Annotated in this window: 22 protein-coding genes and 1 pseudogene; 11 read left to right on the top strand and 12 right to left on the bottom strand. The window is 71.6% G+C overall.

Annotated elements, in window-relative coordinates:
* Positions 1–20 precede the first annotated feature (20 nt).
* Positions 21–482 carry a MarR family winged helix-turn-helix transcriptional regulator gene (locus tag OHS81_RS03445; RefSeq protein WP_328382296.1) on the bottom strand — a complete coding sequence of 154 codons (462 nt, stop codon included), beginning with the start codon at positions 480–482 and terminating at the stop codon, positions 21–23.
* Between the two features lie 99 nt (positions 483–581).
* On the opposite strand from OHS81_RS03445, the gene OHS81_RS03440 reads away from it, so the two are divergent.
* Both OHS81_RS03440 and OHS81_RS03435 read left to right on the top strand, forming a co-directional pair.
* A complete protein-coding gene (locus tag OHS81_RS03440) occupies positions 582–1,421 on the top strand; it encodes an SDR family oxidoreductase (protein WP_328382294.1) in 840 nt (279 codons plus the stop codon).
* 645 nt (positions 1,422–2,066) lie between these two features.
* A complete protein-coding gene (locus OHS81_RS03435) occupies positions 2,067–3,149 on the top strand; it encodes a sugar ABC transporter substrate-binding protein (protein ID WP_328382292.1) in 1,083 nt (360 codons plus the stop codon).
* 10 nt (positions 3,150–3,159) lie between these two features.
* On the opposite strand, the pseudogene OHS81_RS03430 reads toward OHS81_RS03435, so the two are convergent.
* Positions 3,160–3,345: pseudogene (locus OHS81_RS03430) on the bottom strand (HAD family phosphatase); the annotation flags it as partial.
* 18 nt (positions 3,346–3,363) lie between these two features.
* Entirely contained in the window at positions 3,364–3,840 is a 477-nt protein-coding gene (locus OHS81_RS03425; RefSeq protein ID WP_328382290.1) for an Lrp/AsnC family transcriptional regulator, read from the bottom strand.
* Between the two features lie 82 nt (positions 3,841–3,922).
* Here OHS81_RS03425 and OHS81_RS03420 point away from each other — a divergent pair, with 82 nt between their 5' ends.
* From OHS81_RS03420 to OHS81_RS03410, 3 genes are all read left to right on the top strand, one after another.
* Positions 3,923–4,078 carry a hypothetical protein gene (locus tag OHS81_RS03420; protein WP_328382289.1) on the top strand — a complete coding sequence of 52 codons (156 nt, stop codon included), beginning with the start codon at positions 3,923–3,925 and terminating at the stop codon, positions 4,076–4,078.
* A gap of 227 nt (positions 4,079–4,305) precedes the next feature.
* Positions 4,306–5,814: an FUSC family protein gene (locus tag OHS81_RS03415; protein ID WP_328382287.1), complete on the top strand. Its 1,509-nt coding sequence runs from the start codon at positions 4,306–4,308 to the stop codon at positions 5,812–5,814.
* A 290-nt stretch (positions 5,815–6,104) separates the two neighbouring features.
* Positions 6,105–7,142: a lactonase family protein gene (locus OHS81_RS03410; protein WP_328382285.1), complete on the top strand. Its 1,038-nt coding sequence runs from the start codon at positions 6,105–6,107 to the stop codon at positions 7,140–7,142.
* Between the two features lie 59 nt (positions 7,143–7,201).
* Here OHS81_RS03410 and OHS81_RS03405 read toward each other — a convergent pair whose 3' ends face one another.
* The 7 genes from OHS81_RS03405 to OHS81_RS03375 all read right to left on the bottom strand — a co-directional run bounded on the left by OHS81_RS03405 (position 7,202) and on the right by OHS81_RS03375 (position 14,227).
* Positions 7,202–7,543: a nuclear transport factor 2 family protein gene (locus OHS81_RS03405; RefSeq protein ID WP_328382283.1), complete on the bottom strand. Its 342-nt coding sequence runs from the start codon at positions 7,541–7,543 to the stop codon at positions 7,202–7,204.
* A gap of 415 nt (positions 7,544–7,958) precedes the next feature.
* Entirely contained in the window at positions 7,959–8,912 is a 954-nt protein-coding gene (locus OHS81_RS03400) for a sirohydrochlorin chelatase (protein ID WP_443058647.1), read from the bottom strand.
* A gap of 95 nt (positions 8,913–9,007) precedes the next feature.
* Entirely contained in the window at positions 9,008–9,988 is a 981-nt protein-coding gene (locus OHS81_RS03395; RefSeq protein WP_328382279.1) for an N-acetylglucosamine kinase, read from the bottom strand.
* 49 nt (positions 9,989–10,037) lie between these two features.
* Entirely contained in the window at positions 10,038–11,099 is a 1,062-nt protein-coding gene (locus OHS81_RS03390) for a phospholipid scramblase-related protein (protein ID WP_328382278.1), read from the bottom strand.
* A 23-nt stretch (positions 11,100–11,122) separates the two neighbouring features.
* Complete coding sequence (locus OHS81_RS03385; protein ID WP_088801258.1) at positions 11,123–11,800, bottom strand: uracil-DNA glycosylase; 678 nt, start codon at positions 11,798–11,800, stop codon at positions 11,123–11,125.
* 92 nt (positions 11,801–11,892) lie between these two features.
* Entirely contained in the window at positions 11,893–12,978 is a 1,086-nt protein-coding gene (locus OHS81_RS03380) for a WD40/YVTN/BNR-like repeat-containing protein (protein ID WP_328382277.1), read from the bottom strand.
* Positions 12,979–13,123: 145 nt separating this feature from the next.
* On the bottom strand, positions 13,124–14,227 hold the full coding sequence (locus tag OHS81_RS03375; RefSeq protein WP_328382274.1) for an NADH:flavin oxidoreductase/NADH oxidase: 1,104 nt from the start codon (positions 14,225–14,227) through the stop codon (positions 13,124–13,126).
* A 163-nt stretch (positions 14,228–14,390) separates the two neighbouring features.
* Here OHS81_RS03375 and OHS81_RS03370 point away from each other — a divergent pair, with 163 nt between their 5' ends.
* Positions 14,391–14,762 (top strand): ArsR/SmtB family transcription factor, encoded by a 372-nt coding sequence (locus OHS81_RS03370; RefSeq protein ID WP_328382272.1) that lies wholly within the window; start codon positions 14,391–14,393, stop codon positions 14,760–14,762.
* 98 nt (positions 14,763–14,860) lie between these two features.
* Here the strand turns inward: OHS81_RS03370 and OHS81_RS03365 are convergent, their stop codons facing one another.
* Positions 14,861–16,258 (bottom strand): FAD-dependent oxidoreductase, encoded by a 1,398-nt coding sequence (locus OHS81_RS03365; RefSeq protein WP_328382270.1) that lies wholly within the window; start codon positions 16,256–16,258, stop codon positions 14,861–14,863.
* A gap of 193 nt (positions 16,259–16,451) precedes the next feature.
* Between OHS81_RS03365 and OHS81_RS37340 the strand changes: the two genes are divergently transcribed.
* On the top strand, positions 16,452–17,486 hold the full coding sequence (locus OHS81_RS37340; protein ID WP_443058646.1) for a DUF6214 family protein: 1,035 nt from the start codon (positions 16,452–16,454) through the stop codon (positions 17,484–17,486).
* A 24-nt stretch (positions 17,487–17,510) separates the two neighbouring features.
* Here OHS81_RS37340 and OHS81_RS03350 read toward each other — a convergent pair whose 3' ends face one another.
* Complete coding sequence (locus OHS81_RS03350; RefSeq protein ID WP_328382268.1) at positions 17,511–18,134, bottom strand: TetR/AcrR family transcriptional regulator; 624 nt, start codon at positions 18,132–18,134, stop codon at positions 17,511–17,513.
* 525 nt (positions 18,135–18,659) lie between these two features.
* Between OHS81_RS03350 and OHS81_RS03345 the strand changes: the two genes are divergently transcribed.
* The 4 genes from OHS81_RS03345 to OHS81_RS03330 all read left to right on the top strand — a co-directional run bounded on the left by OHS81_RS03345 (position 18,660) and on the right by OHS81_RS03330 (position 23,113).
* Positions 18,660–19,142, top strand: coding sequence for a DUF1877 family protein (locus tag OHS81_RS03345; protein ID WP_328382266.1), 483 nt, complete (start codon positions 18,660–18,662; stop codon positions 19,140–19,142).
* Between the two features lie 183 nt (positions 19,143–19,325).
* Positions 19,326–19,895: a 2Fe-2S iron-sulfur cluster-binding protein gene (locus OHS81_RS03340; protein ID WP_328382264.1), complete on the top strand. Its 570-nt coding sequence runs from the start codon at positions 19,326–19,328 to the stop codon at positions 19,893–19,895.
* Positions 19,892–20,869, top strand: a complete 978-nt coding sequence (locus tag OHS81_RS03335) for an FAD binding domain-containing protein (protein WP_328382263.1) — start codon at positions 19,892–19,894, stop codon at positions 20,867–20,869. Before OHS81_RS03340 ends, OHS81_RS03335 begins: the two co-directional genes overlap by 4 nt.
* Before the next feature lie 15 nt (positions 20,870–20,884).
* Positions 20,885–23,113 carry a xanthine dehydrogenase family protein molybdopterin-binding subunit gene (locus tag OHS81_RS03330; protein ID WP_328382261.1) on the top strand — a complete coding sequence of 743 codons (2,229 nt, stop codon included), beginning with the start codon at positions 20,885–20,887 and terminating at the stop codon, positions 23,111–23,113.
* Positions 23,114–23,180 lie beyond the last annotated feature (67 nt).

Below are 23,180 nucleotides of genomic sequence, written 5' to 3'. Positions count from 1 at the left end.
CAGTTCCGTGAAGTGACTCCTCAGCCGTCCTTGTCGGCCTTCAGCTTCCGCCACACCGTGCTCAGCGCTTCGAGGTCGTCCTGGTCGAGGAGATCGGTGAACACCGGGGCCAGACAGGAACGGCGGGTGGCGTCGGCCTCGTCGAAGAGCCGGCGGCCCTCCGGGGTGAGGGACACCTCGACGGAGCGTGCGTCATGTGCGGAGGGGGTGCGGGTGACCAGGCCGCGACTCCGGAGGGCGTCCACGACACGGGAGACCTGGCTGCGGCTGAGCATGGTGCTGTTGCCGAGCACGGAGGCCGGGACCGGATCCGGGCTGGAGGCGAGCCAGAGCATCACCTCGAACCAGGAGACCGGCAGATCGTGGGCCTTGACCAGGGCACGGTCCACGCGTTCGGTCAGGACGGTGCCGGCCCAGACCAGCCCGTAGAAAGCATGGTCGGCCACCGGCATCTCGGCCTGGGTGAGCTTCCTTTTCGCCATGCCGGACAGGCTACCGGTTGCGTGTGTGCACACATAATGCTTATGGTGTGTGTACACGCACTTAAATTGCTCCGTTGCCACGGGGCTGAAAGGTTCACCATGTCTTCCAAGGTTGTTCTGATCACCGGTACGTCCTCCGGCATCGGCCTGGCTGCCGCTGTCGCCGCGGCGCAGGCCGGCTGGCGGGTCGTGGCCACGCTGCGCGACACCGCCCGCGCCGATGCCCTGCGCAAGGCGGCCACGGAAGCGGGGGTGGAGCTCGAGGTGCGGCAGCTCGATGTCACCGATGAGGCGTCCGTCGCCGCCGCGGTCGACGGGGTGATCGCCGATCACGGACGTCTCGACGCTGTGATCAACAACGCGGGTGCCGGACACCTCGGCACGCTGGAGAACGAGTCCGTCGCCGAGGTGCGCACGGTGATGGAGGTCAACTTCTTCGGCGTGCTTCATGTCTCGAAGGCGGCGCTGCCTCATCTGCGCGCCTCCGGTGGCCGTCTGGTCACCGTCACCAGTGTCGGCGGGGTCATCGGTCAGCCCTTCAACGAGGCCTACTGCGCTGCCAAGTTCGCCGTCGAGGGCTACATGGAGAGCCTGGCGCCGGTGGCCGCGAAGGCAGGGGTGACGGTCTCCGTCGTGGAGCCCGGCGCGGTGGCGACCGAATTCGTCAACAACATCGGGGCCGACCTGGAGGGTGCGGTCGCCGCCGCGGGCCCTTACGCGGACGCACTGCAGGCCTATCTGGACCGCACCGTCGCGCAGTTCGCCGGCAGTGCGCAGACCCCGGCCGAGGCCGCCGAGGCCGTGCTGGAGGCGCTCACCGCGGACCGGCCCGCGTTCCGTGTCCAGACGTCGGACTGGGCGCGTGGTTTCACCGGCACCAAGCTCGCCGACGTGGACGGCTCGGCGGTACTCGGCCTCACCGGCGGCTGGGTGGGCTGACCCGGCGCAAGCGATTCCCGGATGGTCGCGGCCCGGGTTCTCTTGGCGAAGAGGGCTCGGACGCAAAAAACAATCTCAAGAAATTCCCAGGGATTCTCCATTTCGGTTGTGGTATTTGGCGGTTGAGCGGAAAGGTTCGGTGCGCTCCTCGCCCGGGGCGTCACGGGCTCGCCGCTGATTGGTCTTGACCACTCGCCGTTCGGCTCGGCGGTACCCCGGAAAGGCTGCGCACAGCATCTATTTCTCTCTCCGCTCGCGGACCGGTGTGCGCGGCGAAAGGGAGTGTGCGCGTTCACGTCGGCGTTCACATCTCCGTTCGCGTATGCGTCGAGGTCCGGTTCGTTCGGCCAACACCCTTTGCATATCGCCTGGTTGACGCATCGGGCGGTGGCGCGGAGCCCGGAGTCCGCCCACGTCACGCGGTGGAAGTGACGGGGTCGGAGCCGGAGCGTTACGGCGCGTTCCGGAATGAATTGACCGTTTCGCTACTGTCCGGAATGCCCGCCGCATGACAGGGGTTCAGAGAGTCAAACCACAGCACCCTTCCATATCGTTATTGCTTCGATTCTTGACGGTAGGGCCGGAGATGACGTTCACTTCAGCCGTTCATGGGCCGGTCAGGCGGCCCCTTTGGAGGTACCGGGAATGAATGCAATAATGCGGCGTGCCCTCACCGGCGCGATGGCGCTTTCGCTCGCAGCGCCGTTGGCGGCCTGTGGGAGCGATCATCAGGACACCGGTGCCGGTAAGGACTCGATCGGGCTGCTCCTTCCGGAGAGCAAAGCGGCCCGGTACGAGAAGTTCGACCGCCGCATCATTTCGTCGCGCGTTGCGTCCCTCTGCCTCGAATGCAAAGTCGACTACCACAATGCCGAGCAGCAGGTCGATGCCCAGAAGAGACAGTTCGACGGCCTGGTGAAGAAGGGCGTCAAGGTCATCATTCTGGACCCGGTCGACGCCGCGGCGGCCAAGAGCTGGGTGGACTCCGCCGCCAAGAAGGGCGTCAAGGTCATCGCGTACGACCGGCTCGCCGAGGGCGATGTCGCGGCGTATGTCTCCTATGACAACGAGAAGATCGGCCGGCTCCAGGGGCAGGGGATTGTCGCCGCCCTCGGTTCCCAGGCGGCCGCCTCCGACGTCGTCATGATGAACGGCTCGCCGACCGATCCGAATGCGCCGTCCTACAAGAAGGGCGCCCATGCCGTCCTCGACGGCAAGGTCCGTAAGATCGTCTACGAGAAGGACATCCCCGGCTGGTCCGCGGCGACGGCCAAGAAGGAGATGGGCGACTTCATCGACGCCCATGGCGCGGAGGGCTTTGACGCGGTCTACTCGGCCAATGACGGTATGGCGGGCGGTATCGCCTCGGCACTCAAGTCGGCCGGTATCAAGAATGTGCCGGTCGGTGGCCAGGACGCCGAACTCCCCGCGCTGCAGCGGCTGGTAGCCGGCACCCAGACCTTCACCATTTACAAGGAAGTCAGGCCGGAGGCGGAGACCGCCGCCGAAATTGCCTTCCGCCTGCTGCGGGGCAAGAGCATCAAGTCCCTCACCTCGGCCACCGCCGACAACAAGAGCAAGTCCGGTATCCCCGCCCAGCTGTTCAAGGCACAGATGGTCACCCGGAAGAATATGAAGGACACCGTCGTCCGCGACGGCGCGGTCCGCATCGACCTGCTCTGCGCCGACGGTCTCGCCGCCGAATGCAAGTCCCTCGATCTGGAGTGACCAGCCCCGGTCAGGGGGAAGAACGGACCGGCTGCCCGGGCCAGTCGTACGCGCCCCGCGCTGTGCATTCCCCCTGACCGCCCCGGAACAGCAGCCCGGCGCTCGCGCACGCCGGGTCGTCGGCGGTGGCGGACCCATACGGGACCGCGATGCACCGCATGCCCGCCCGGTGTGCCGCGGGCGCACCGGGCGCCGACAGGCCCAAGCGTCCGGCTCAACGCGATCCGGCGGCGCCCACCGCCTCGACCAGCGGCAGCATGCGATGCGGCACCCGCTCGCGCAGCGCCACCTCCGTACGGGTGCGGACCACGCCCGGCAGACTGATCAGCCGCTGGATCACATCCTCCAGATGCTCCGCGTCCCGTGCCACCACCCGGGCGAGCAGATCTCCGCCGCCGGTCGTCGAGAACGCCTCGATGATCTGCGGGACCTCCGCCAGCGCGTCCGCCACCTCCTCCAGATGGCCCTGGGTGACCTCGATGTGGACGAAGGCGAGAACGGGATGACCGAGCGCGGCGGGGGACAGCCGGGGACTGTAGGCGGTGATCACACCGTCCCGTTCGAGGCGGTCGAGGCGCGCCTGCACGGTGCCCCGGGCGACCCCGAGGACACGTGCGTACTCCCGCACACTGGTGCGCGGCTGCTCCAGCAGCAGCCGAAGGATCTTGGCGTCGAGGGCATCCACGGACATGGTGCAACGGCCTCCTCACGAGGGCGGCGGGCTTCCTGGGGAGTCGTGACTGTACCCAGGGCCCCGGTGAAGGCAGTGCCGGGTGAGTCAGCTGCGCTTCCGGCCGGCGTGCTTCCTTCGCGGCCGCGTACTGCGCGTGGGGACCGGCGCCGACCTTCCCGATCGTCAGCCCCAGGTCACCGGCCCAGGAGCCGGTGGTGTCCATGACGGCCTCGCCGAGCTCGTCGACGGTCAGTGAAGGGCGGCCCCCGGGGCCTGGTCCGCCCCACAGACCGGGCTCGCGCCCCGGTACCGCCCATTGGCCCGCTCTTGGCCCGGCGTGAGCGCACCCAGCTATACCAATGGCATAGCTCTTGCTGCGTCTGTTGAGCAATATGCCGAAGAAGTGTTGTGATGGCCCCGTCGATGGCGCTGCGGGATTCCGCGGCGCCTTTTTCATGCCGGAACGGCGAAGGGCGGAAAGCTGTGCTGAAGAGGATGTTCGTGGCTCCGGATCCGGGGTGGCTGCGGCTGCGCAGCGCCGCCCGGTCCGTCCTCGGCATCGGCCTGGCGGTCACCGTGTGCGGTCTCGCCGGGCACTCGCTCGTGGCGGCCATCACCGGCGGTCTCGCCGCGCTGCTCGCCCTCTTCACGGTCACCGACGCGACGGTGCGGGCGCAGAGGGTCACCACCGGCCTGCTGCCCGCGGTCGGCTTCCCGGTGCTCGCCGTCGCGGCGGTGCTCCACGACCATCCGGTGGGGCGGGGCGTGGTCTTCGCCGCGGTGGTGGGTGCGGGGGTGTACGCCCGCCGCTGGGGACCGCGCGGCCATGCGCTGGGGGTGTTCGCGTTCATGACCTTCTTCGCGGCGCAGTTCCTGCACACGGTGCCGGGCCAACTGCCCGAGCTGTATGCCGCGGTCGCCCTCGCCCTGGCCGCCTCCTCGCTCGTCCGCTTCGGAGTGTGGTGCTACGAGCGCAGGCTGCCCCCGGCCGTCCTGCCCGTCCCGCCGGCCGGCAGGGGGCTCGCCCGGACGACCACCCGCCAGGCGATCCAGGCCACCGCCGGCAGCGCGTTCGCCCTCCTCGTGGGCCAGCTGCTCTCCGAGCAGCGCTGGTACTGGGCCGTGGGCGCCACCTGGTGGATCTTCGTGAACACCACCTCGCGCGGCGAGACGCTGGTGCGCGGCTTCCGCCGGACCCTCGGCACGGTGATCGGCATCGTCCTCGGTCTGCTCGTCGCCGTCCCGCTGCACGGCGCCGTCGTCCCCACGGCGGTCCTGGTCGCGGTGAGCGTGTTCGGGATCTTCTACACCGCCGCCGTCTCGTATACCTGGATGATGCTCGCGGTGACCTTGATGGCCACGTTGCTGTACGGGCTGCTGGGAGTGCTGGACCCCGGTCTGCTCACGCTGCGTCTCGCCGAGACCGGTGTGGGGGCGCTCGGCGCGGCGCTGGCGGTGCTCTTCGTGCTGCCCGTCACCACCCATGCCACCACCGACGCCTGGATCGAGCGCGCCCTGCGCTGTGTGCACCACTGCACCGCCGAGGCCGCCGCCCGCCTCGCGGGCTCCGCGACCGCCGACCCCGGCCCGCACGTCGCCGAGCTGGGACCGTTGCTGGGCCGGGTGCGGCTGTCGCTCTCCCCGCTGGTGCACCCCCTGAGCCCGCTGCGTGCCCGCAAGGCGCGGGCCCGTCAGGTGCTGGCGCTGCTCGACGACTGCGCCCGTGAGGTGCGGGGACTGGCTGCCGTCGCCGCCGACCCGGAGGCCTCCCACGATGCCCGGCTCACCGCCGCGTGCCAGCGCGTGGAGGCCGCCGTCGAGGCGCTGACCACACCGCGCGGGGCACGCGATGCGGGAGCCGCCGCCGTCGTGGTGGCGCACCCGCCCGCCGCGGAACCCGCGCTGGCCCATCTCCACGGCCTGGAGCGGGCGCTGGCCGAACTCTCCGCGCCGCTGCGCAGCTCTCCGCGCGCCCCGCTGGTCGACGCCTGACCACGCTCCCTCCGGACAGGCGTACCGGCGGACGGGCGGGCGGACGGACGTGGGGGCGCCGTGCGCCCCGTCTCGGCATCGCGCCCGGAGCGCTCCGTGACGCACGTACGGGTCCCCGGGCTCACGACGGCGCGCGCCCGTGGGCGGGAACAGGCCATCGCGGCCTCGGTCCCGCCCCCGGCTGTTAGCGTCGCCGGGGCACCTTGACGGGCACCTTGCCGGAGAAACCCCGAGGGCCTCGCCGGGCGGCAGGCGGACGAAGGGCGGACCAAGTGACGAAGGGCGGACCAGTGGCGGCGAGCGACCGCGGGCGACGCGCGTACATCGGATCGTTCACCGCGGCCGGCGGCCTCGGCCTCACCACCGCGGCCGTCCACCCGGGGACCGGCGCACTCACCCCGCTGCACTCCACCGACGTCCTCCCCAACCCCTCCTATCTGGCCCCGAGCCCCGACGGCAGGTTCCTCTACGCGGTCAGCGAGACGCCGGACGGCACCGCAGCCGCCTTCGCCCTCACCCCTCAGGGGCCCCGACTGCTCGCACCTGCCGTCCCCGTGGACGGCGCCGACCCCACCCACCTCACCCTGGCCGACGGCCACCTCGTCACCGCCAACTACAGCTCCGGCAGCGTCAGCACGCTCCCCGTGCGGGCCGACGGCACGCTCACCGGCCCCGCCACCGTGCTCGCCCACCGGGGCGGGGGCCCGCAGGCCGACCGCCAGGAGGGCCCGCACGCCCACGCCGTCCTGCCCGACCCCAGCGGCCGCTGGCTGCTCAGCGTCGACCTGGGCACCGACTCGGTCCGCAGCTGCGCCCTGGCCGGCGGCACACTGTCCGTACACGCCGAAACCCGGCTGCGGCCCGGTAGCGGCCCGCGCCATCTCGCCTTCCACCCGCACGGCGACCGCGCCTATGTCCTCAACGAACTCGATCCGACGGTGACGGTCTGCCGATGGGACGCCGGTACCGGTGCGCTGACGCCGCTGGGGGAGACCCGCCTCCTCCCGGACGGGGCCGACGAGGCCCACACTTTCCCCTCCGAACTGGTCGTCTCCCTCGACGGCCGGTTCGCCTGGGCCGCCAACCGGGGCCACGACAGCCTCGCCGTCCTCTCCCTCGACGGCGACACCGCCACCCTCGTCACCACCGTCCCCTGCGGCGGCCACTGGCCCCGGGACCTGGCGCTGCACCCCGACGGCCGGCACCTGTACGCCGCGAACGAGCGCTCCGGTGACGTCACCTGGTTCACCGTCGACCCGGCGACCGGCCTCCCGGACCGGGGCGGATCCGTCGAGGCGCCGGCCGCCTCCTGTGTGGTCTTCGCCTGAGCCGCCCGGGACGGCCGTTTCCCCCCTGCGGAAGCCGTCTCAGTCCTGCGGGAGCCGTCTCACCCCTGTGGAAAGCGCCCGCCGAAGTACACCTGTGTCTCGGCGAGCCGGCCGTCCCGCACCGTCATCACCTCGACATTGCGGTGCCGCTCGCCCGTCTTCAGCTCGTACTCGTACCGGACGAAGACCTGCTCTTCGTCGAGGGCCACGGCGTCGAGAATCTGCTGCGAGCGCAGCCGGTCCGCCGTGGGGAAGCAGATGTCGAGGAATGCGGCCTTGCCGATGTGGTCGTCCTGCGGGCTGGTGAAGACGAAATCCTCGGCGAGCAGCCGGTCCATGGCGGCACGGTCCTGGGCGAGGTAGGCCCCGAAGGCGGCGCGGACGACGTCGACGTGCGACATGAACTTCCTTCCGTGGGCGGCCCGCTCACGCCACGAAGGGCGAGCAGCCGGCGAATGGCCTCTGCAGGACGGTAGACCTCGCGGCGCTCCCGGACTCATCGCTCGGCGCGTCAGGCGTACGGCAAGCCCCCTGTGAGGGCATCTGGCGGACGTACGCCCCTCGGCCCACCTGCGACTCGGCCACCGGCTTCCCGGGCCCCCTGACGGGCAACTGCGCCGCTCGGAGCGGAATCGGACGTATTGCCTCCGCCCGGGAGTGGCAGCCCGGGAAGGCGGAGGGCAAGGTGACGGGACAGCAGCGGGGCAGGGCGTCCCGGCACGGTGCCCGGCAAGGCGGCCGGACGTGACGAAGGGCCGCCCCGCGCCCTGCGCGAAGACGGCCCTTCCGGGAGCGGCGTCCGTTCCGGGGAGAGTCCTAGCGGACCGGTGCCCCCTGCGCCTGCGTCGGCAGGTTGATGCCCACCGCCGCCGCGTAGTTCGACAGCGCCAGGCGGCCGACCGTGCCGTAGGCGCCCAGCACCTCGGCCGATGCGCAGCCCGCCTCCGCCGCGGCCGCTCCCAGAAGGCCGTCGGTGATCTCCGGGCCGATCAGGTACGGGGCCAGTGCCAGCTGCTGCGAACCGGACTCGCGCAGCTGCTCGGCCGTACGGGAGATGGCGCCCTCCTCGTCCAGGGCGGCGGCCAGCACCGGCACCGCGAGGCGTGCGGAGAGCAGCATGCCGGTGATCCCGGCCGCCTGCACGGCCTCCTCGCCGCCGACGGTGGCGAGGATGATGCCGTCCGCCGCCGTGGCGACGGTGAAGAGCCGGGCACGGTCCGCGCGGGCCAGACCGGCCTCGGAGAGCCGGACGTGCAGCGCCTCGGCCAGCAGCGGGTGCGGGCCGAGGACATCGGTCAGCTCGGCGCCGGAGCCGCTGTTCATCATGGCCTGGCGTATCCGGCGCAGCAGGGCGCTGTCCGGTCCGGCCAGCAGCGGCACCACCACGGCGGCGGGGCCGGGGTCGGGCTGCCCGTCGGCGCCCACCCGTGCCTTGTGCTCGTTGGCGGCCTGCGCCAGCACGGCCTCCAGGGACGGGAACTCGTCGTCGCCGCCGTCGACATAGCCGATCCGGGCGTCAAGGCCCGGGAGCTCGGAGCGGGCGATGCTGGAGACCTCTTCCGCCAGGCTGCGCGAGGCGGTGGAGGGGGTGCCGGGCACGGCCAGCACCAGCGCGGGCGCGCCCTCGGGTGCGGCCAGCGGTTCCGGCTTGCGGTGGCGGCCGGACTGCCGTCGCGGCATTCGTACAGGCAGGCCGGGTGCGGCTCCCGGGCTCGGGGGTGCGGCGTCAAAATCGGGCGAGCCAGGTGCGGGCCCAGTGGGGGAACTCATGGCGCCGCATGCTAACGGTTCGGACCACCCCTGCGCGGAGGGAGGGTTCGGTGGCGAGGTATCCGTCCCGATTTATCCCGCGCGTCACGCCCGCGCTACCCCGGCGCAGGCCGTGTGATCTGCAACAACCGTCCCTCGACGGGCAGTGTCAGACGGTCACCGGCCAGTGCCGCGGCGATGGCCAGCGCCCCGTCGAGCGGGCTGCCGGCGGCGGCCGCCGGACGTGCGTGGGGCAGCCGCTCGGCCAGCGCCCTGCGCAGCGGGGCCAGCAGCGGTTCGCCCAGGCCGAAGAGCCCGCCGGTGCAGCCCACCGCGGTCCCGTCCCCCGGCGGGCAGACCGCGGCGGCGGCATCGGCGATATGGCCCGCCGCGGTCTGCATGATGCCGCGGGCCACCGCGTTGTCCTCGGCGGCGCAGTGGGCCACTTCCGGGGCGAACGAGGCCAGCACGGCGGGCCGGTCGGGGCGCGGGTAGAGCACGCCGGGCAGCCCGGAGACCGGCCCGAACACCGCTTCCGCGCGCGCCAGGAGGGCGGCCGAGCCGCCCGGCCGTCCGTCGTACGCCCGCATCGCGGCCTCCAGTCCGGCGCGGCCGATCCACGCGCCGCCCCCGCAGTCGCCCAGCAGATGACCCCAGCCGTCCGCCCGGCGCCAGCCGCCCTCCGCGGTCAGATCCGTGCCCAGAGCGATCATGCCGGTGCCCGCGGCGACGACGGCCCCGGGCCGCTGGCCCAGCGCACCGGCGTAGGCGGTCACGGCGTCCGCGGCGAGGGCGAGGTGGCGCACCCCGAACGCGGTGGCCAGCGCGCCCGGCAGCCGGGCCCGCAGATCCTCGCCCAGGGTGGCCATCCCGGCCGCGCCCACGCACACCGCGGCAAACCCGTACGCGCCCGTTTCACGCCTCAACTCCTCTGCGACGGGCAGGAGTTGGGACAGCAGATGTTCCGCATCGATCCCGTCGGGGCCGGTGCGCACCGGCTCGTCGCAGGTGCGGGAGGCCGGCGGCCGGGTATCGAGGTCGTCGGCGCGGGCGACGGCCACCCGCAGCCCCGACCCGCCCGAGTCGACCCCGAGCACCCAGGGAAAAGGGCCGGGCCCGAGGGCGCCAGGGGTACGGCCCGCGGGCTCACCCAAAGCCGCGGGCGTCCTGCTTGAGGGCGGTGTCGACGGTCAGGGCCGTGGCGACGACGAGGCTCAGCAGCGGGTCGGGCAGCTGGTGGTGGATCTGCAGGACGTAGTTGTCCGCCGACGTGAACATCGTCTTCGCGAGGCCTTCCCAGGTCTTGGTGATCCGGGCGACCTCGGTGTCGGCGTGGTCCACGATGGCGAAGTTCCAGGCGCGCCAGTTCTCCGCCTTGATGGCGCCGATCTGCTGGCCGTTGACCATCATCGCGAAGTTGATCTTCCCGATGGCGTTCTGCTGCACGATCTCGCCGACCGGTGAGCCGTCCGGCCGCTGCACGATCACCTTCGACTTGAGGATCTTCGCGGGCCGGGTCAGGATCAGCTGCGGCTGGCCGTAGGCGTCCCGGATCTCCAGCTTGTGGGTCATGTACTGGTCGAGACTGGAGACGACGCGGAGCACCTTCTTCGCCGTGCTCTGGCCGACCTGGACGACCGCACCGATCGTGTTGCCGTGCTGGTCGAAGACGCTGTACTCGTTGGTGACCTCGATGAGCTTGGCCTTCTGGCTGACCACCAGCACCGGCTCGGTGAACAGACTGCCGCCGCCCGGTCCGCCCGGCGCCACCCCGGCCTGCTGTTGCATCTGCTGCTGCACGGCGCCCGGATGCGCGCCCGGCATCGGCTGCTGTCCGTAAGGTTGTTGCATCGGCTGTTGCATCGCCTGGCCGGGCGCCTGCTGGCCGGGCGCCTGCTGGGGGTAGCCGTAACCCTGCTGACCGTACGGCGCGCCGCCGTGCTGCTGACCCGCATACGGGGCCTGGCCCGGCGCCTGCTGCGGCATCTGCTGCTGCGGCGCGGACTGCTGCGGGGCCTGCTGCTGGGGAGCCTGTTGCGGTGCGGCCTGCGCAGGGCCCGGCTGCGGAGCCTGGCCTTGGCCGGGAGCCGCGGGCTGTTGTCCCGGGTGGGTGTGCTCGGTCCACTGGGACCCGTCCCACCAGCGAAGTTGGTGGGGGGTGCCCTGCGGGTCGGCGTACCAGCCCGCAGGGATGTTCGCATTCGTCATGCCAGGCACACTATCGCCCGGTGTCAGGGCAGCCTCCAGTCGACGGGTTGTGCGCCCTGCCGCACCAGGAGGTCGTTGGCCCGGCTGAAGGGCCGCGAGCCGAAGAAGCCGCGGTCGGCGGACATGGGGGAGGGGTGCGCGGACTCGACCGCCGGCAGATCGCCCAGCAGCGGCCGCAGATTGCGCGCATCGCGCCCCCACAGCACCGACACCAGCGGGCGCCCGCGCGCCACCAGTGCACGGATGGCCTGCTCGGTCACTTCCTCCCAGCCCTTGCCGCGGTGTGCGGCGGGCTTACGGGGCGCCGTCGTCAGGGCCCTGTTCAGGAGCAGTACGCCCTGCTGCGTCCACGGGGTCAGATCGCCGTTCGACGGGCGGGGCAGGCCGAGGTCGGAGTGCAGCTCGCGGAAGATGTTCTCCAGGCTGCCGGGCAGCGGACGCACGTCCGGCGCCACGGAGAAACTGAGCCCGACCGCATGCCCCGGTGTGGGGTAGGGGTCCTGTCCGACGATGAGCACCCGCACCTCGTCGAAGGGCTGTTGGAAAGCGCGCAGCACATTGTTGCCGGCCGGCAGATAGCTACGTCCCGCGGCGATCTCGGCGCGCAGGAAGTCGCCCATCGCGGCGATCCGTCCGGCAACGGGCTCAAGTGCCTTGGCCCAGCCGGGTTCGACAATGTCTTGGAGAGGTCGTGCAGCCACGGGATCACCCTACTGGCCGTGGCCCGCTCCCGATCAACCGATGGCCCAGGCTCCTGGGTCCATCGCCCCGTGCCGTGTCCCCCCGGCTTCCCTCAGGCCACCGCGGCCGCCCGCACACACAGCACGTCCGGCAGATGGGAGGCGAGTTGCTGCCAGCTGTCACCGTCGTCCGCGCTGGCGTACACCTCGCCGTTGCGGTTGCCGAAATACACCCCGGCGGGATCGGCGTCATCGACACAGAGCGCGTCCCTGAGCACCGTGCCGTAATGGTCCTCGTCCGGCAGCCCCTCGCTCAGTGCCTGCCAGCTGCCGCCGGCATCGGCCGTGCGGTAGACCCGGCAACGGTGCCCGGCCGGCACCCGGTCGATATCGGCGGTGATCGGGAAGAGGTAGGCGACATCTCCCGTGTGCGGATGGGCGGCCACGGCGAAGCCGAAGTCGGAGGGCAGTCCGCCGCCGATATCCGTCCAGTGCGCGCCCGCGTCGTCGCTGCGGTAGACACCCCAGTGGTTCTGCAGATACAGCCGGTCGCGGTGCACCGGGTCCTGCGCGATCTTGTGGACGCACTGGCCGAACTCCGGATGCTGGTCCGGCAGGAAGACCGCCTTCACGCCGCTGTTCGACGGGGCCCAGCCGGCGCCCCCGTCGAGGGTGCGGAAGACCCCGGCAGCCGAAACGGCGACGGTGACCGCGTCGGCGTCCCGCGGGTCAGTGATCACCGTATGAACGGCCAGCCCACCGCCGCCCGGTTGCCATCTCTCCCGGCTGGGGTGGTCCCACAGCGCCCGCACCAGCTCAAAGGTCTCGCCGCGGTCCTCGGAGCGGAACAGGCCGCCGGGCTCGGTGCCCGCATAGACCACATCGGGGGCGGCGGGGCCGGCCGGATGCAGCTGCCACACCCGCTCCAGTGAAGTCCCGGTGTACTCCGGGTACGTGACGGCCGGGCGGGAGGGCTCGTGCCAGCTATTGCCCAGGTCGTCGGAGTGGAACACCGAGGGGCCCCAGTGCGCGCTGTCGGCCCCGGCCAGCAGCCGGGGCGTGGCGCGCCGGGTGTCGATCGCGAGGGAGTACACCGCCTGCGCGGAGAAGTGCGGACCGCTCACTTCCCAGCCGCCGTGCCGCCGGCGGCCGATGAAGAGCCCTTTGCGCGTGCCCACCGCGAGTACTACGTCAGTCATGCCGGAACACCTCCGGGACGCCGTTGTCTCAGATAGGGGCAAGTCTGCACCCGGCCACTGACAATGGCGTCCCGGAACGTGTCCTCGCAGGTCGGACGGTGCGGCCCCGTTCCTGCCGAGGCTGCCGCACGCCCTCGGGACGGCCTCAGACCGCCCGGTGGTACTGCTGCGGCACGGCGACGTGGGCACCCAGTTCCCGTGCCGCGTGCTGCGCGAAGCCGGGGGACCGCAGGAGTTCCCGGCCGAGCAGCACGGCGTCGGCCTGGCCGTCCGCGATGATCTTCTCGGCCTGCCGCGCCTCGGTGATCAGACCGACGGCGCCCACCGCGAGACCGCTCTCCTTCTTGACCCGCTCGGCGAACGGCACCTGGTAGCCGGGCCCCGTGCTGATCTTCGCGTCCGGCGCGTTGCCGCCCGTGGAGGTGTCCAGCAGGTCGATCCCGTGCTCTTGCAACTCGCGGGCGAAGCGCACGGTGTCGTCGGCCGTCCAGCCCTCGCGGGCGTCGCTCTCGTCCTCGGTGAGCCAGTCGGTCGCCGAGATCCGGAAGAAGACCGGCAGTCCGTCCGGCCAGACCTCGCGCACGGCGTCCACGACCTCCAGCGCGAACCGCGTCCGGTTCCCGTACGAGCCGCCGTACGCGTCGGTGCGCCGGTTGGTGAAGGGGGAAAGGAACTGGTTGATCAAGTAGCCGTGCGCACCGTGGATCTCGGCCACCTCGAAGCCGGCCGCCAGCGCCCGCCGGGCCGTTGCCCGGAACTGCGCGACGATCTCCTGGATCTGCGCCACGGTGAGCTCGGCGGGGGCCGCGAACCCCTCGCCGAACGGCACCGGGCTCGGCCCGACCGGCTCCCAGCCGTACCGCTGCCCGGGGAGGATCGGTGCGCCACGGTCCACCCAGGTGCGCTCGGTAGAACCCTTTCGGCCTGCGTGGGCGATCTGGATTCCGGGGGTGGTGCCCTGGTCCTTGAGGAAGTCGGTGATGCGCCGGAAGGCCTCGGTCTGGGTGTCGTTCCACAGGCCGAGGTCGTACGGGCTGATGCGCCCCTCGGGGCTCACCGCGGTGGCCTCCGTGAGGATGAGGCCGGTGCCGCCCGCCGCCCGCGCGGCCAGGTGCTGGAAGTGCCAGTCGCCGGGCGCCCCTTCCGCCGGGCCCTCGGGAGCCGCGGAGTACTGGCACATGGGTGCCATCCAGAGGCGGTTCGGAACGGTCAGCGCGCGAAGGGTGATGGGCTCGAAGAGTGCGCTCACGGCGGGCTCCTGTACCTGAGGCGAACGGGTGCCGGCCGGCCCCGCGCTCATACGATAGGCGTCGTACTACGGTGAGTGTCAAACTACGATGCTTCTCGTACAATGAGCGGGCGGGCGGCGCGCCAGGCCACACCGAGCCCCGCAGAATGAGTCAGGAGCCGCCATGCCGACCGAAACGACCTCCAGGCGGGCTCCGTCGGGCCCCCGGTCGCTGGAGCACCCGGCCCGTGCGGACATCCGGCTGGCCGATGTCCTGCATGCGCTCGCCGACCCCGTACGACTGCGGATCGTCTGCGCGCTGGCGGCCGCCGAGGGGGAACTGAACTGCGCGGACATCGAACTCCCGGTCAGCAAGTCGACCTGCACCCACCACTTCAGGGTGCTGCGCGAGCACGGCGTCATCCAGCAGCTCTACCGCGGCACGGCCAAGATGAACGGGCTGCGCCGGGCCGATCTGGAAGCGCTCTTCCCCGGCCTGATCGACGGTGTGCTCCGGGCGGCCGATCTGCAGGCCGGCCGCCTCGGGGAGGAGTAGCGGGGCCGCCGGGAGTGCCGGGGTCGGCAGGAGCGCGGGGCCGCTCCGGACCGGCGGGCCGGTGGACCGGAACCCGGCGCCCCGACCCGCCCGCGGATTCAGCGAGCCGGATCCGCCGACCCCGCCGCTTCCAACAGCCCGGCCCAGTCCGGGAGTTTGACGGTGCCACGGCCCAGCCCGCGGCCCCACTCCGCCTCGGCGGCCTCGATGGCCAGCCAGCCCGGCCACGGGACCGGCCGCTGCCCCGCCCGGGTCAATGCGGCCACCGGGTCCCCGGCCGCCTCGCGCACCGCCGGTGCGGGGGCATCGGCCAGCAGTGACCGCGCGGTCTCCTTGGCGCACGGCCGGTTCGTGCCGATCACCCCCGTGGGGCCCCGCTTGATCCAGCCCGCCACGTACACACCGGGCAGTGGCGCCCCGTCCCGCAGTACCCGTCCCTCCCGGTGCGGCACCGTCCCGGTCGTCTCGTCGAACGGCAGGCCGGGCATCGGCGTCCCCCGGTAGCCGACCGAACGCAGCACCAACTGCCCCTCGATGTCCTCGAATTCGCCGGTACCCGTCACTCCGCCGTGCCCGTCGGGCGCCGTCCGCTCGAACCGGACCGCGCGCACCCCGGTGGCATCCCCGAGCACTTCGACCGGCCGCAGGAAGAACCGCAGATGAATACGGCGCCCACGGCCACCGGTGGCCCCTGTGTCCGGGCCCGCCGCAGCCGCCGCCCGTGCCGCCGACCGCTCCGCCCAGCCGCGCAGCACCTCGATATTCCGCCGCCCCGCCGCGGGCAGCCCGCTGGGATCCCGGTACGCCGGATCCAGTGCCAGCTCCTCCGGCCGTACACACACCTCCGTCTCCGGAAGGGAGCCCAGTTCCCGAAGCTCCTTGGTGGTGAACTTGGCCTGGGAGGGGCCGCGTCGGCCGACCATCCAGACATCCTCGACGCGGCTGTCCGCCAGCGCGCCCAGCGGCCCCTGCGGCATATCGGTGGCGGCAAGCTCGGCGGCACCACGGGACAGCATCCGCGCCACATCCACCGCCACATTGCCCACGCCGATCACCAGGGCGGACCGCGCCGCGAGGGTGAAGCGGACGGCGGCCGCATCCGGGTGTGCGCTGTACCAGGCGACGAACTCGGTCGCCGGATGACTGCCGGGCAGCTCTTCACCGGGGATGCCCAGATGCCGGTCGGTGGCGGCGCCCACACAGAACACCACCGCATCGAAGATCTCGCGCAGTTCCTCGACGCCCAGCCCCGGCGCTCCCACCTCGACGTTCCCCAGGAAACGCACCCTGGGGTGCTCCAGCACCGTACGCAGAGTGTTCTGCAGCGATTTGATCTTCTCGTGGTCCGGCGCGACGCCGTAGCGCACCAGACCGTACGGGCAGGGCAGCCGGTCCAGGACGTACACCTCGATGTCCGGTACGGTCTGCTGCTCGATCAGGGACTGGGCGGTGTAGACGCCGCTGGGTCCAGAACCGATCACTGCGACACGAAGCACGAGTGGCCCCTTCCGCGGAATACCCCCAGGATCGCACCGGCGGACGCACGGCGGGAGATGCGCTATCGGGGTTGCTCCCGGTGGGATGAGCGTGCCGCGCTACTGGGCCGGGTGAGCGGGGGGCTAGGTTTTCAATGTGTCGGAAAGTGACTTTTATACCGTTAATCACCGATATGAAGCCCAGGGCGCGCCATTGGAGTGGCCCACGTGGGAACTGCGGGCGCACGGCTCGGCCGCGCCCGCTCCCGCCCCCGACCCCGCCGCCCCGGGCGATCCCTCCGGATCCCGGGGCTCCGGGTGCCCGCTGCCCCGGCTCGATCCGCTGGGCCCCTGGTGCAGCGCCCGGCTGACGTTCGCCGACGGCGCCCGGGTCGATGTCCTCGTGACGGTCTCCGACGACCACATCACCGTCGAGGACGTACGCGCCGACCCGCCGCTGACACTCGCCGGTCTGACCGACCTGGCCCGCTGGATCGAAGGCCCGCTGGACGACGCCTTCCGGGCCGCCACCGGGCGGCCGCACCGGCCCCGGCCCACGCCCCGGCAGCCCGGCCCGCTGACCACCTCGGCGGAGCCGGACGGTAGGCCGCAGACCGGACCGCGCACGGCGCCGTTGGGGGGCGCGGCAACCGAGCCGGCGACCGGTCCGGCGCCGGGGAGCGAACCAGAGACGGAGACGGAGACGGAGGCGGAGACAGCGGGTGCCGGGCAGGGGGTGGCGGCAGGGGGATGTGTGGCACCTGCGACGCAGGGGGAGGCCGTGCCGGGGGAGGAGGCGACGGGCGTGACGCCCGCCCCGCCTGCCCTGTCCGCTGCGTCCGTCACGTCGGCGACCGCCCCGGTCTCCGCGTCACCGGCACCGTCGGAGTCGTCGGCACCGTCGGAGTCATCGACGTCGCCAGGGTCGTCCGAGCCGTCGGTGTCCGGGTCATCGGTGTCCGAGCCGTCGGTGTCCGGGCCGGCGACGTCGTCCGACCCGTCGACGTCACCCGGGCCGTCCGCCGCGGCCCCGTCGTCCGAGCGTGCCCGTTCCGCCGTCCTTGCCCGGTCGCGGGCCGGTGAGCGTCGCAGGGTCGCCGCGGACGCGTACCGCCGGGCTCAGCGGGAGGGGAGCGATCCCGTGCTGGCCGTCATGCTTGCCACCGGCCGTAATCGTCGAAGATCGCTACGTCTGATCGCCGGCGCCCGCGACGAAGGGCTCCTGGCGCCACGTCACAACAAGCGCTGACCAGCAAGCGCTGACCGGCGAAGCTCAGGGAGCCTGCACCGCACCATCGGCGTGTGCGTCGCCCAACTCCCAGGCCAGTCCGTACCGTTGGAACAACTCGGCGCGCAGTCGCACGCGCGGCATCGGGGCTCCCGGCAGCAGCATCGCCACCACCGCACCCATCAGCAACGCCCGCAGCAGCGGATAGTCGGCATCGGGGTCCGAGGATCCGTACGCCACGACCGTCTCGCGCAGCAACTGGGCCAGCCGTCGCTGCTCGGGGCACTGGATGAACCCGTCGGCCGCCAGGATTCCCGCCATATGCGTCCGCATGAGCAACGGACGATCATGCGCAAGGCCCAGGATCGCGTCGATGGCCCGCGCCATCAGCTCCCGCCCCGCCTCCGGCCCGCTCGGCCGTGGCGCGCGCTCCAGTGCGGCCTGCAACGTGAGATGCATCAGCCGGTGGACGGCGGACTGGAGGAGCTGACGTTTGCCGGGGAAGTAGTACGACACCAGCCCTCGCGCCGCCCCCGCCCGCTGGGCGATGTCCCCGAGCGTCGTGGCCTCGAAGCCGCGCTCCCCCACCAGCTCGACCGTCGCCTGCAGCAGCCGCTCGCGGGACCGCCGCCGCAATTCTTCATTGACCGATGCGCTGCGGGGGGACATCCTGTAACTCCTGCGTTGACTGGCTCAGGGCCAATATACTTCGTATAATGGAGGGTTTCGTCTGTGGACGGAACCCGGTCGAGCTGCCCGGTTCGGGCGACGCGGGGGATCGTCCGAACCGGGTGAGGGTGAGGCCGGGGCGGTCTCGCGACCTGCGTCTTTCCGGGTCGAGAGGCCGCCCCCGGCTCGCATCGGGAGGCGCGTTCCGGTCATCGCCGGTCGCTCTGATCGTACTCGCGCCGGTCTTTCGGTGACCGTTCTGATGGTGCGTCAGGTGGAGCCGTCCTCGCGGTCCGTCGGCCACGCCTCGGTGCCACTTGGCGAACACGCCTCGGCGCCGCTCGGGACATGCCTCAGAGCCGTGAGCCACTCACCTCGGTGCCGCGCGCCGGACGCGTCCCACCGCCGCTCGCCGCTGGGCGCAGCCCGATTGTCAGAGCCGCGTGGAACACTCGCCTTCGCTGTTCGGGCCAAGGGCCGGTCAAGCGGTAGATCACGGCGGTACACCACGGGGGATTGCCTTTCATGGGCGTGAGCATGGGATTCATCAGCGCGACGACGGAGGAGCTGGACAGGGCGGAGGCGGACCCGAGTTGGGCCGGTACCTACGTCTATGAGCTGTATGCCGATGACTTCCCGATACCGGATCGTCCCTACGGCGGTCCGGACAAGGCGTGGGCCGGCCTTCAGTTCCTGCTCGACGAGACGGACGTCGAGCTGGAGTTCTTGATGGACGGCTTCCAGATCCTGGAGGACGGCACCCTGTTCGGGTGGTCCGCGCAGCAGATCGCGAGCGTGGCACGGCAGCTGCAGGCGACCCCGTGGGAGCGGTTGGCGGCCCACTACTCCCCGGAGCGGATGACGAGGGAGGAGGTGTACCCCAAGACGTGGAGGCTCGATGCCGAAGGTGAACTGGAATGGCTCCGGCGCTCCTACGAAGAGCTCGTCGCCTTCTTCGCCGCCGCGGCCGAGGGCGGATACGGGGCGTTCATGAGCTTCAGTTTCTAGGCGCTGTCCGCAGGACAGGCGCCTCCGCAGGACGGGCGCCGGAGAAAGCCTCGCGGTGCGGCGGCCATGTTTGTGCGAGACCCTGGTGATCAGGGGAGCGCGCCCGGCAGGGGTGATGCATTTCCAGCGTGAGCCGGCGTGATCCGGCGTGACACCGCACCCGGTCGAGGAGGGCGGGCCGTGATGAGCGAGGCAGAGAGAGGCGCCACGGGGCGGAGCCAGGGCGAGGCCGCCCCGCTGTCGGCGATCACCTTGAGGGTCAACGATCAGCTGCGGCGGCTCCAGGTGGATCCGCGGACCTCGCTGCTCGACGCGTTGCGCGAACATCTGCGCCTGAGCGGAACCAAGAAGGGGTGTGACCACGGGCAGTGCGGTGCCTGCACCGTGCTGATCAACGGCCGGCGCGTCAACTCCTGTCTGACGCTCGCTGTCATGCACGAGGACGACGAGGTGGTGACGATCGAGGGCCTGGGCGATCCGGGTGGCCTGCACCCCATGCAACGCGCCTTCGTCGAGTGTGACGGCTTCCAGTGCGGCTACTGCACACCCGGCCAGATCTGTTCGGCTGTCGGCATGCTCGCCGAGGTGGAGGCGGGGTGGCCCAGCCACGTCACCGCCGAGGTGGCCGCGTCGCGGATCTCCCTGAGCGACGAGGAGATCCGCGAGCGGATGAGCGGCAACATCTGCCGGTGTGCCGCCTATCCGAACATCGTTGCGGCCATCCGCGGCATCGCGGAGGGAGGCCCGCAATGAGGTCCTTCACCTACGAGCGGGCGACGGACGCACAGGCCGCCGTCGCCGCGGTGTCCACCGCCGGCGCGAAGTTCATCAGCGGCGGCACCAATCTGCTCGACCTGATGAAGCTCGGCATCGAGCACCCCAGTCATCTGGTCGACATCAGCCGGCTCCCGCTGCGGGACATCGAGGAGCTGCCGGACGGCGGACTCGGTATCGGCGCCCAGGCGGTGAATTCCGACGTGGCCGCCGATACCCGGGTGCGTACCCGCTATCCGGTGCTGTCGCAGGCGCTGGTGTCCGGCGCCTCGGGCCAGTTGCGGAACAAGGCGTCCACCGGGGGAAACCTGTTGCAGCGCACGCGCTGCCCCTACTTCTACGACACGGCCGCGGGCTGCAACAAGCGCAACCCCGGATCCGGCTGCTCGGCCCTCGGCGGCTTCAACCGGATCCACGCGGTCCTCGGCACCAGCACGTCCTGCATCGCCACCCACCCCTCGGACATGGCCGTCGCGCTGACCGCGCTGGAGGCGGAGATCGAACTGCTCGGCGCCGACGGGGCGGTGCGCCGCGTCGCCATCACGGACTTCTACCGGCTGCCGGGCGATACACCGCACATCGAGACCGTGCTGCAGCCCGACGAGATGATCACGGGCGTGATCCTGCCCCCGCCCCTGCCGGGCCGGCAGCTCTACCGCAAGGTGCGCGACCGGGCGTCCTACGAGTTCGCGCTGGTCTCCGTGGCGGCCGTCGTCGCGGCCGAGCAGGGAACGATCAGCGAGGCGCGGGTGGCGCTCGGCGGAGTGGCGCACAAGCCGTGGCGGTCCCTCGACGCGGAGGCCGAATTGGCCGGCCGTCCCGCCACGATGGCCACCTATCGCGCCGCCGCCGAGGCCGCCATGCGGGACGCCGTGGGGCAGGGGGACAACGACTTCAAGATCGAACTGGCCCGGCGCACGCTGTGCCGCACGCTGGCGCAAGCGGCCCGGTAGAGCTGAGGAGGCGAGATGATCGGGCAAGGTCTGAACCGCGTGGACGGCCCGTTGAAGGTCGCCGGCCGGGCCGCGTACGCCTACGAGCACTGGGAGGCCGGCCAACCGCTGTACGGGGTCATCGTCGGCGCGACGATCGGCAAAGGCCGCATCACCCGTATCGACACCGAGGACGCCGAAAGCGCAGGCGGCGTCCGCATGGTGATGACGTATCACAACGCCCCGGTGCAAGGCCCGCGTGATGAGTCGATTGCGCTGGAGTACTGGCGCGCCCAGCCGGTGCTGACCGGCCCGGAGATTCACTATTACGGCGAGCCGGTGGCGCTCGTCGTCGCCGAGACCTTCGAGCAGGCCCGAGCGGCAGCCGAGCTCGTCGAGGTGGAGTACGCGGTCGGGCGGGGACGGTTCGACTTCGCCGGGGACGGCGAGGAGACGTACATCCCGAAGGTGGTCAATGCCGGGCTCCCCACCGATACGTCGGTGGGCGATTTCGATGCCGGATTCGATGCCGCCGCGGTGCGAGTCGATCAGTACTACACCACGCCGTACGAGTTCTCGATGCCGATGGAACCGCATGCGTGTCTGGTGGAACCGCGGGGCGAGGACCTGGTCGTCTACGTCAGCTGCCAGATCGTCGACGCGGCGCAGTCCTCGGTCGCCGGCACGCTGCGGATGGACCCCGCGCGGATTCATATCGTCAGCCCCTTCGTCGGCGGGGGATTCGGTTCCAAGCTGGGCATCCACGCCGAGACGATCCTGGCCGCGCTCGCCGCCCGCGAGCTGCGCCAACCGGTCAAGGTCGCGCTGACCCGGCAGCAGGTCTTCCAGCTCGTCGGCCTGCGCCCCACATCGAACCAGCGGGTGCGGCTGGGCGCGGGGCACGACGGACGGCTGGCTGCGCTCGCCCATGACGTCACCATGCACACCAACCGCGACCTGGAGTATGCCGAGCAGACCGCCGCCACGACCCGCAGCCTCTACGCCGCGCCCCACCGGCTGACCAGCCACCGGCTCACGCCGCTCGATCTGCCGCGCGGGTCGGACGTCCGCGCGCCGGGCGAGGCGCCGGGCCTGCTCGCGGTGGAGTCGGCGATGGACGAGCTGGCCGATGCGCTCGGGATGGACCCGGTCGAGCTGCGGATCCGCAACGAGCCCACCGTCGATCCCGAGCGGGACGTGCCCTACAGCGACCGGCACCTGGTCGACTGCCTGCGCGACGGCGCGCGGCGGTTCGGCTGGGAGCGCCGCCCCGCCACCCCGGCGAGTGTGCGCGAGGGAAGGTGGCTGATCGGCTACGGCATGTCGGCCGCCATCCGCGGGCATTTCCAGGGGCCGACAGCGGCGCGGGTCCGACTGGAGGCGGACGGCACCGCCGTCGTCCAGTCGGACATGACCGATATCGGCACGGGCACCTACACCATCCTGACCCAGGTCGCGGCCGAGGGGCTGGGACTGCCGCCCGACCGGGTGCGGATCGAGCTCGGGCGTTCCGGACTGCCCTCCAGCTGGGGGTCCGGTGGCTCGTGGGGCGCCGCCGGCTCGTGCACCGCGGTGTACCGGGCGTGTGCGGCCCTGCGGGAGAAGCTGCTGGTCGCGGCGCGCGGCGATGAGGGCTCCGCGCTGTACGGCCGGGACCCGGCCGGCGCCGTGTTCGCCGAGGGCACCGTGCGCATCGGCGACGCGTCCCAGGCGATGGGCGAGATTGTCGCCCGCCACCATCCCGACGGTGCGGAGGCGGAGGGCGCGACCCTCTTCATGGGCGACGACCCGAACTACTCGGCCTACTCGATCCACACCTACGGCGCCCATTTCGCCGAAGTGGGGGTCGACGCGGACACCGCCGAGATCCGTCTGCGGCGGATGCTGGGCGTGTTCTCGGTGGGGCGGGTGCTCAACCCGAAGACGGCGCGCTCGCAGCTGATCGGCGGCATGATCTGGGGGGCGGGCGCGGCCCTCGAGGAAGAGGCCGTGGTCGATCTGCGGTCCGGCGCCTTCGTCAACCGGGATCTCGCGCAGTACCTGGTACCGGTCCATGCCGACATCCCCGATGTCGAGGTCGTCATCCTCGACGGGTACGACGACAAGGCCAACGTCCTGGGCGCGAAGGGCATCGGCGAGCTGGGCATCTGCGGGTCCGGTGCGGCGGTCGCCAACGCGGTGTTCAACGCCACCGGGACGCGCGTGCGCGACTTCCCCATCACGATCGAGAAGGTGCTGCCGGGGCTGCCGCCCATGGACGGTTGAACCTGTGAGGGACGTGCCGACCCACCGGGCAGATCCCGGTCCGGGGCTCGGCGTGAGGGGGCAGCGC

It is taken from the genome of Streptomyces sp. NBC_00400 (assembly GCF_036048035.1).
Lineage (GTDB): Bacteria > Actinomycetota > Actinomycetes > Streptomycetales > Streptomycetaceae > Streptomyces.
The sequence above is the reverse complement of the archived record's forward strand: the minus strand, read 5'-3'. Positions and strand labels throughout refer to the sequence as shown.

Coding starts and splice junctions, on each gene's coding strand:
- OHS81_RS03445 (WP_328382296.1), bottom strand. CDS start 482: ATGGCGAAAAGGAAGCTCACCCAGGCCGAGATGCCGGTGGCCGACCAT.
- OHS81_RS03440 (WP_328382294.1), top strand. CDS start 582: ATGTCTTCCAAGGTTGTTCTGATCACCGGTACGTCCTCCGGCATCGGC.
- OHS81_RS03435 (WP_328382292.1), top strand. CDS start 2,067: ATGAATGCAATAATGCGGCGTGCCCTCACCGGCGCGATGGCGCTTTCG.
- OHS81_RS03425 (WP_328382290.1), bottom strand. CDS start 3,840: ATGTCCGTGGATGCCCTCGACGCCAAGATCCTTCGGCTGCTGCTGGAG.
- OHS81_RS03405 (WP_328382283.1), bottom strand. CDS start 7,543: ATGTCGCACGTCGACGTCGTCCGCGCCGCCTTCGGGGCCTACCTCGCC.
- OHS81_RS03400 (WP_443058647.1), bottom strand. CDS start 8,912: ATGAGTTCCCCCACTGGGCCCGCACCTGGCTCGCCCGATTTTGACGCC.
- OHS81_RS03390 (WP_328382278.1), bottom strand. CDS start 11,099: ATGACGAATGCGAACATCCCTGCGGGCTGGTACGCCGACCCGCAGGGC.
- OHS81_RS03380 (WP_328382277.1), bottom strand. CDS start 12,978: ATGACTGACGTAGTACTCGCGGTGGGCACGCGCAAAGGGCTCTTCATC.
- OHS81_RS03370 (WP_328382272.1), top strand. CDS start 14,391: ATGCCGACCGAAACGACCTCCAGGCGGGCTCCGTCGGGCCCCCGGTCG.
- OHS81_RS03350 (WP_328382268.1), bottom strand. CDS start 18,134: ATGTCCCCCCGCAGCGCATCGGTCAATGAAGAATTGCGGCGGCGGTCC.
- OHS81_RS03345 (WP_328382266.1), top strand. CDS start 18,660: ATGGGCGTGAGCATGGGATTCATCAGCGCGACGACGGAGGAGCTGGAC.
- OHS81_RS03340 (WP_328382264.1), top strand. CDS start 19,326: ATGAGCGAGGCAGAGAGAGGCGCCACGGGGCGGAGCCAGGGCGAGGCC.
- OHS81_RS03335 (WP_328382263.1), top strand. CDS start 19,892: ATGAGGTCCTTCACCTACGAGCGGGCGACGGACGCACAGGCCGCCGTC.
- OHS81_RS03330 (WP_328382261.1), top strand. CDS start 20,885: ATGATCGGGCAAGGTCTGAACCGCGTGGACGGCCCGTTGAAGGTCGCC.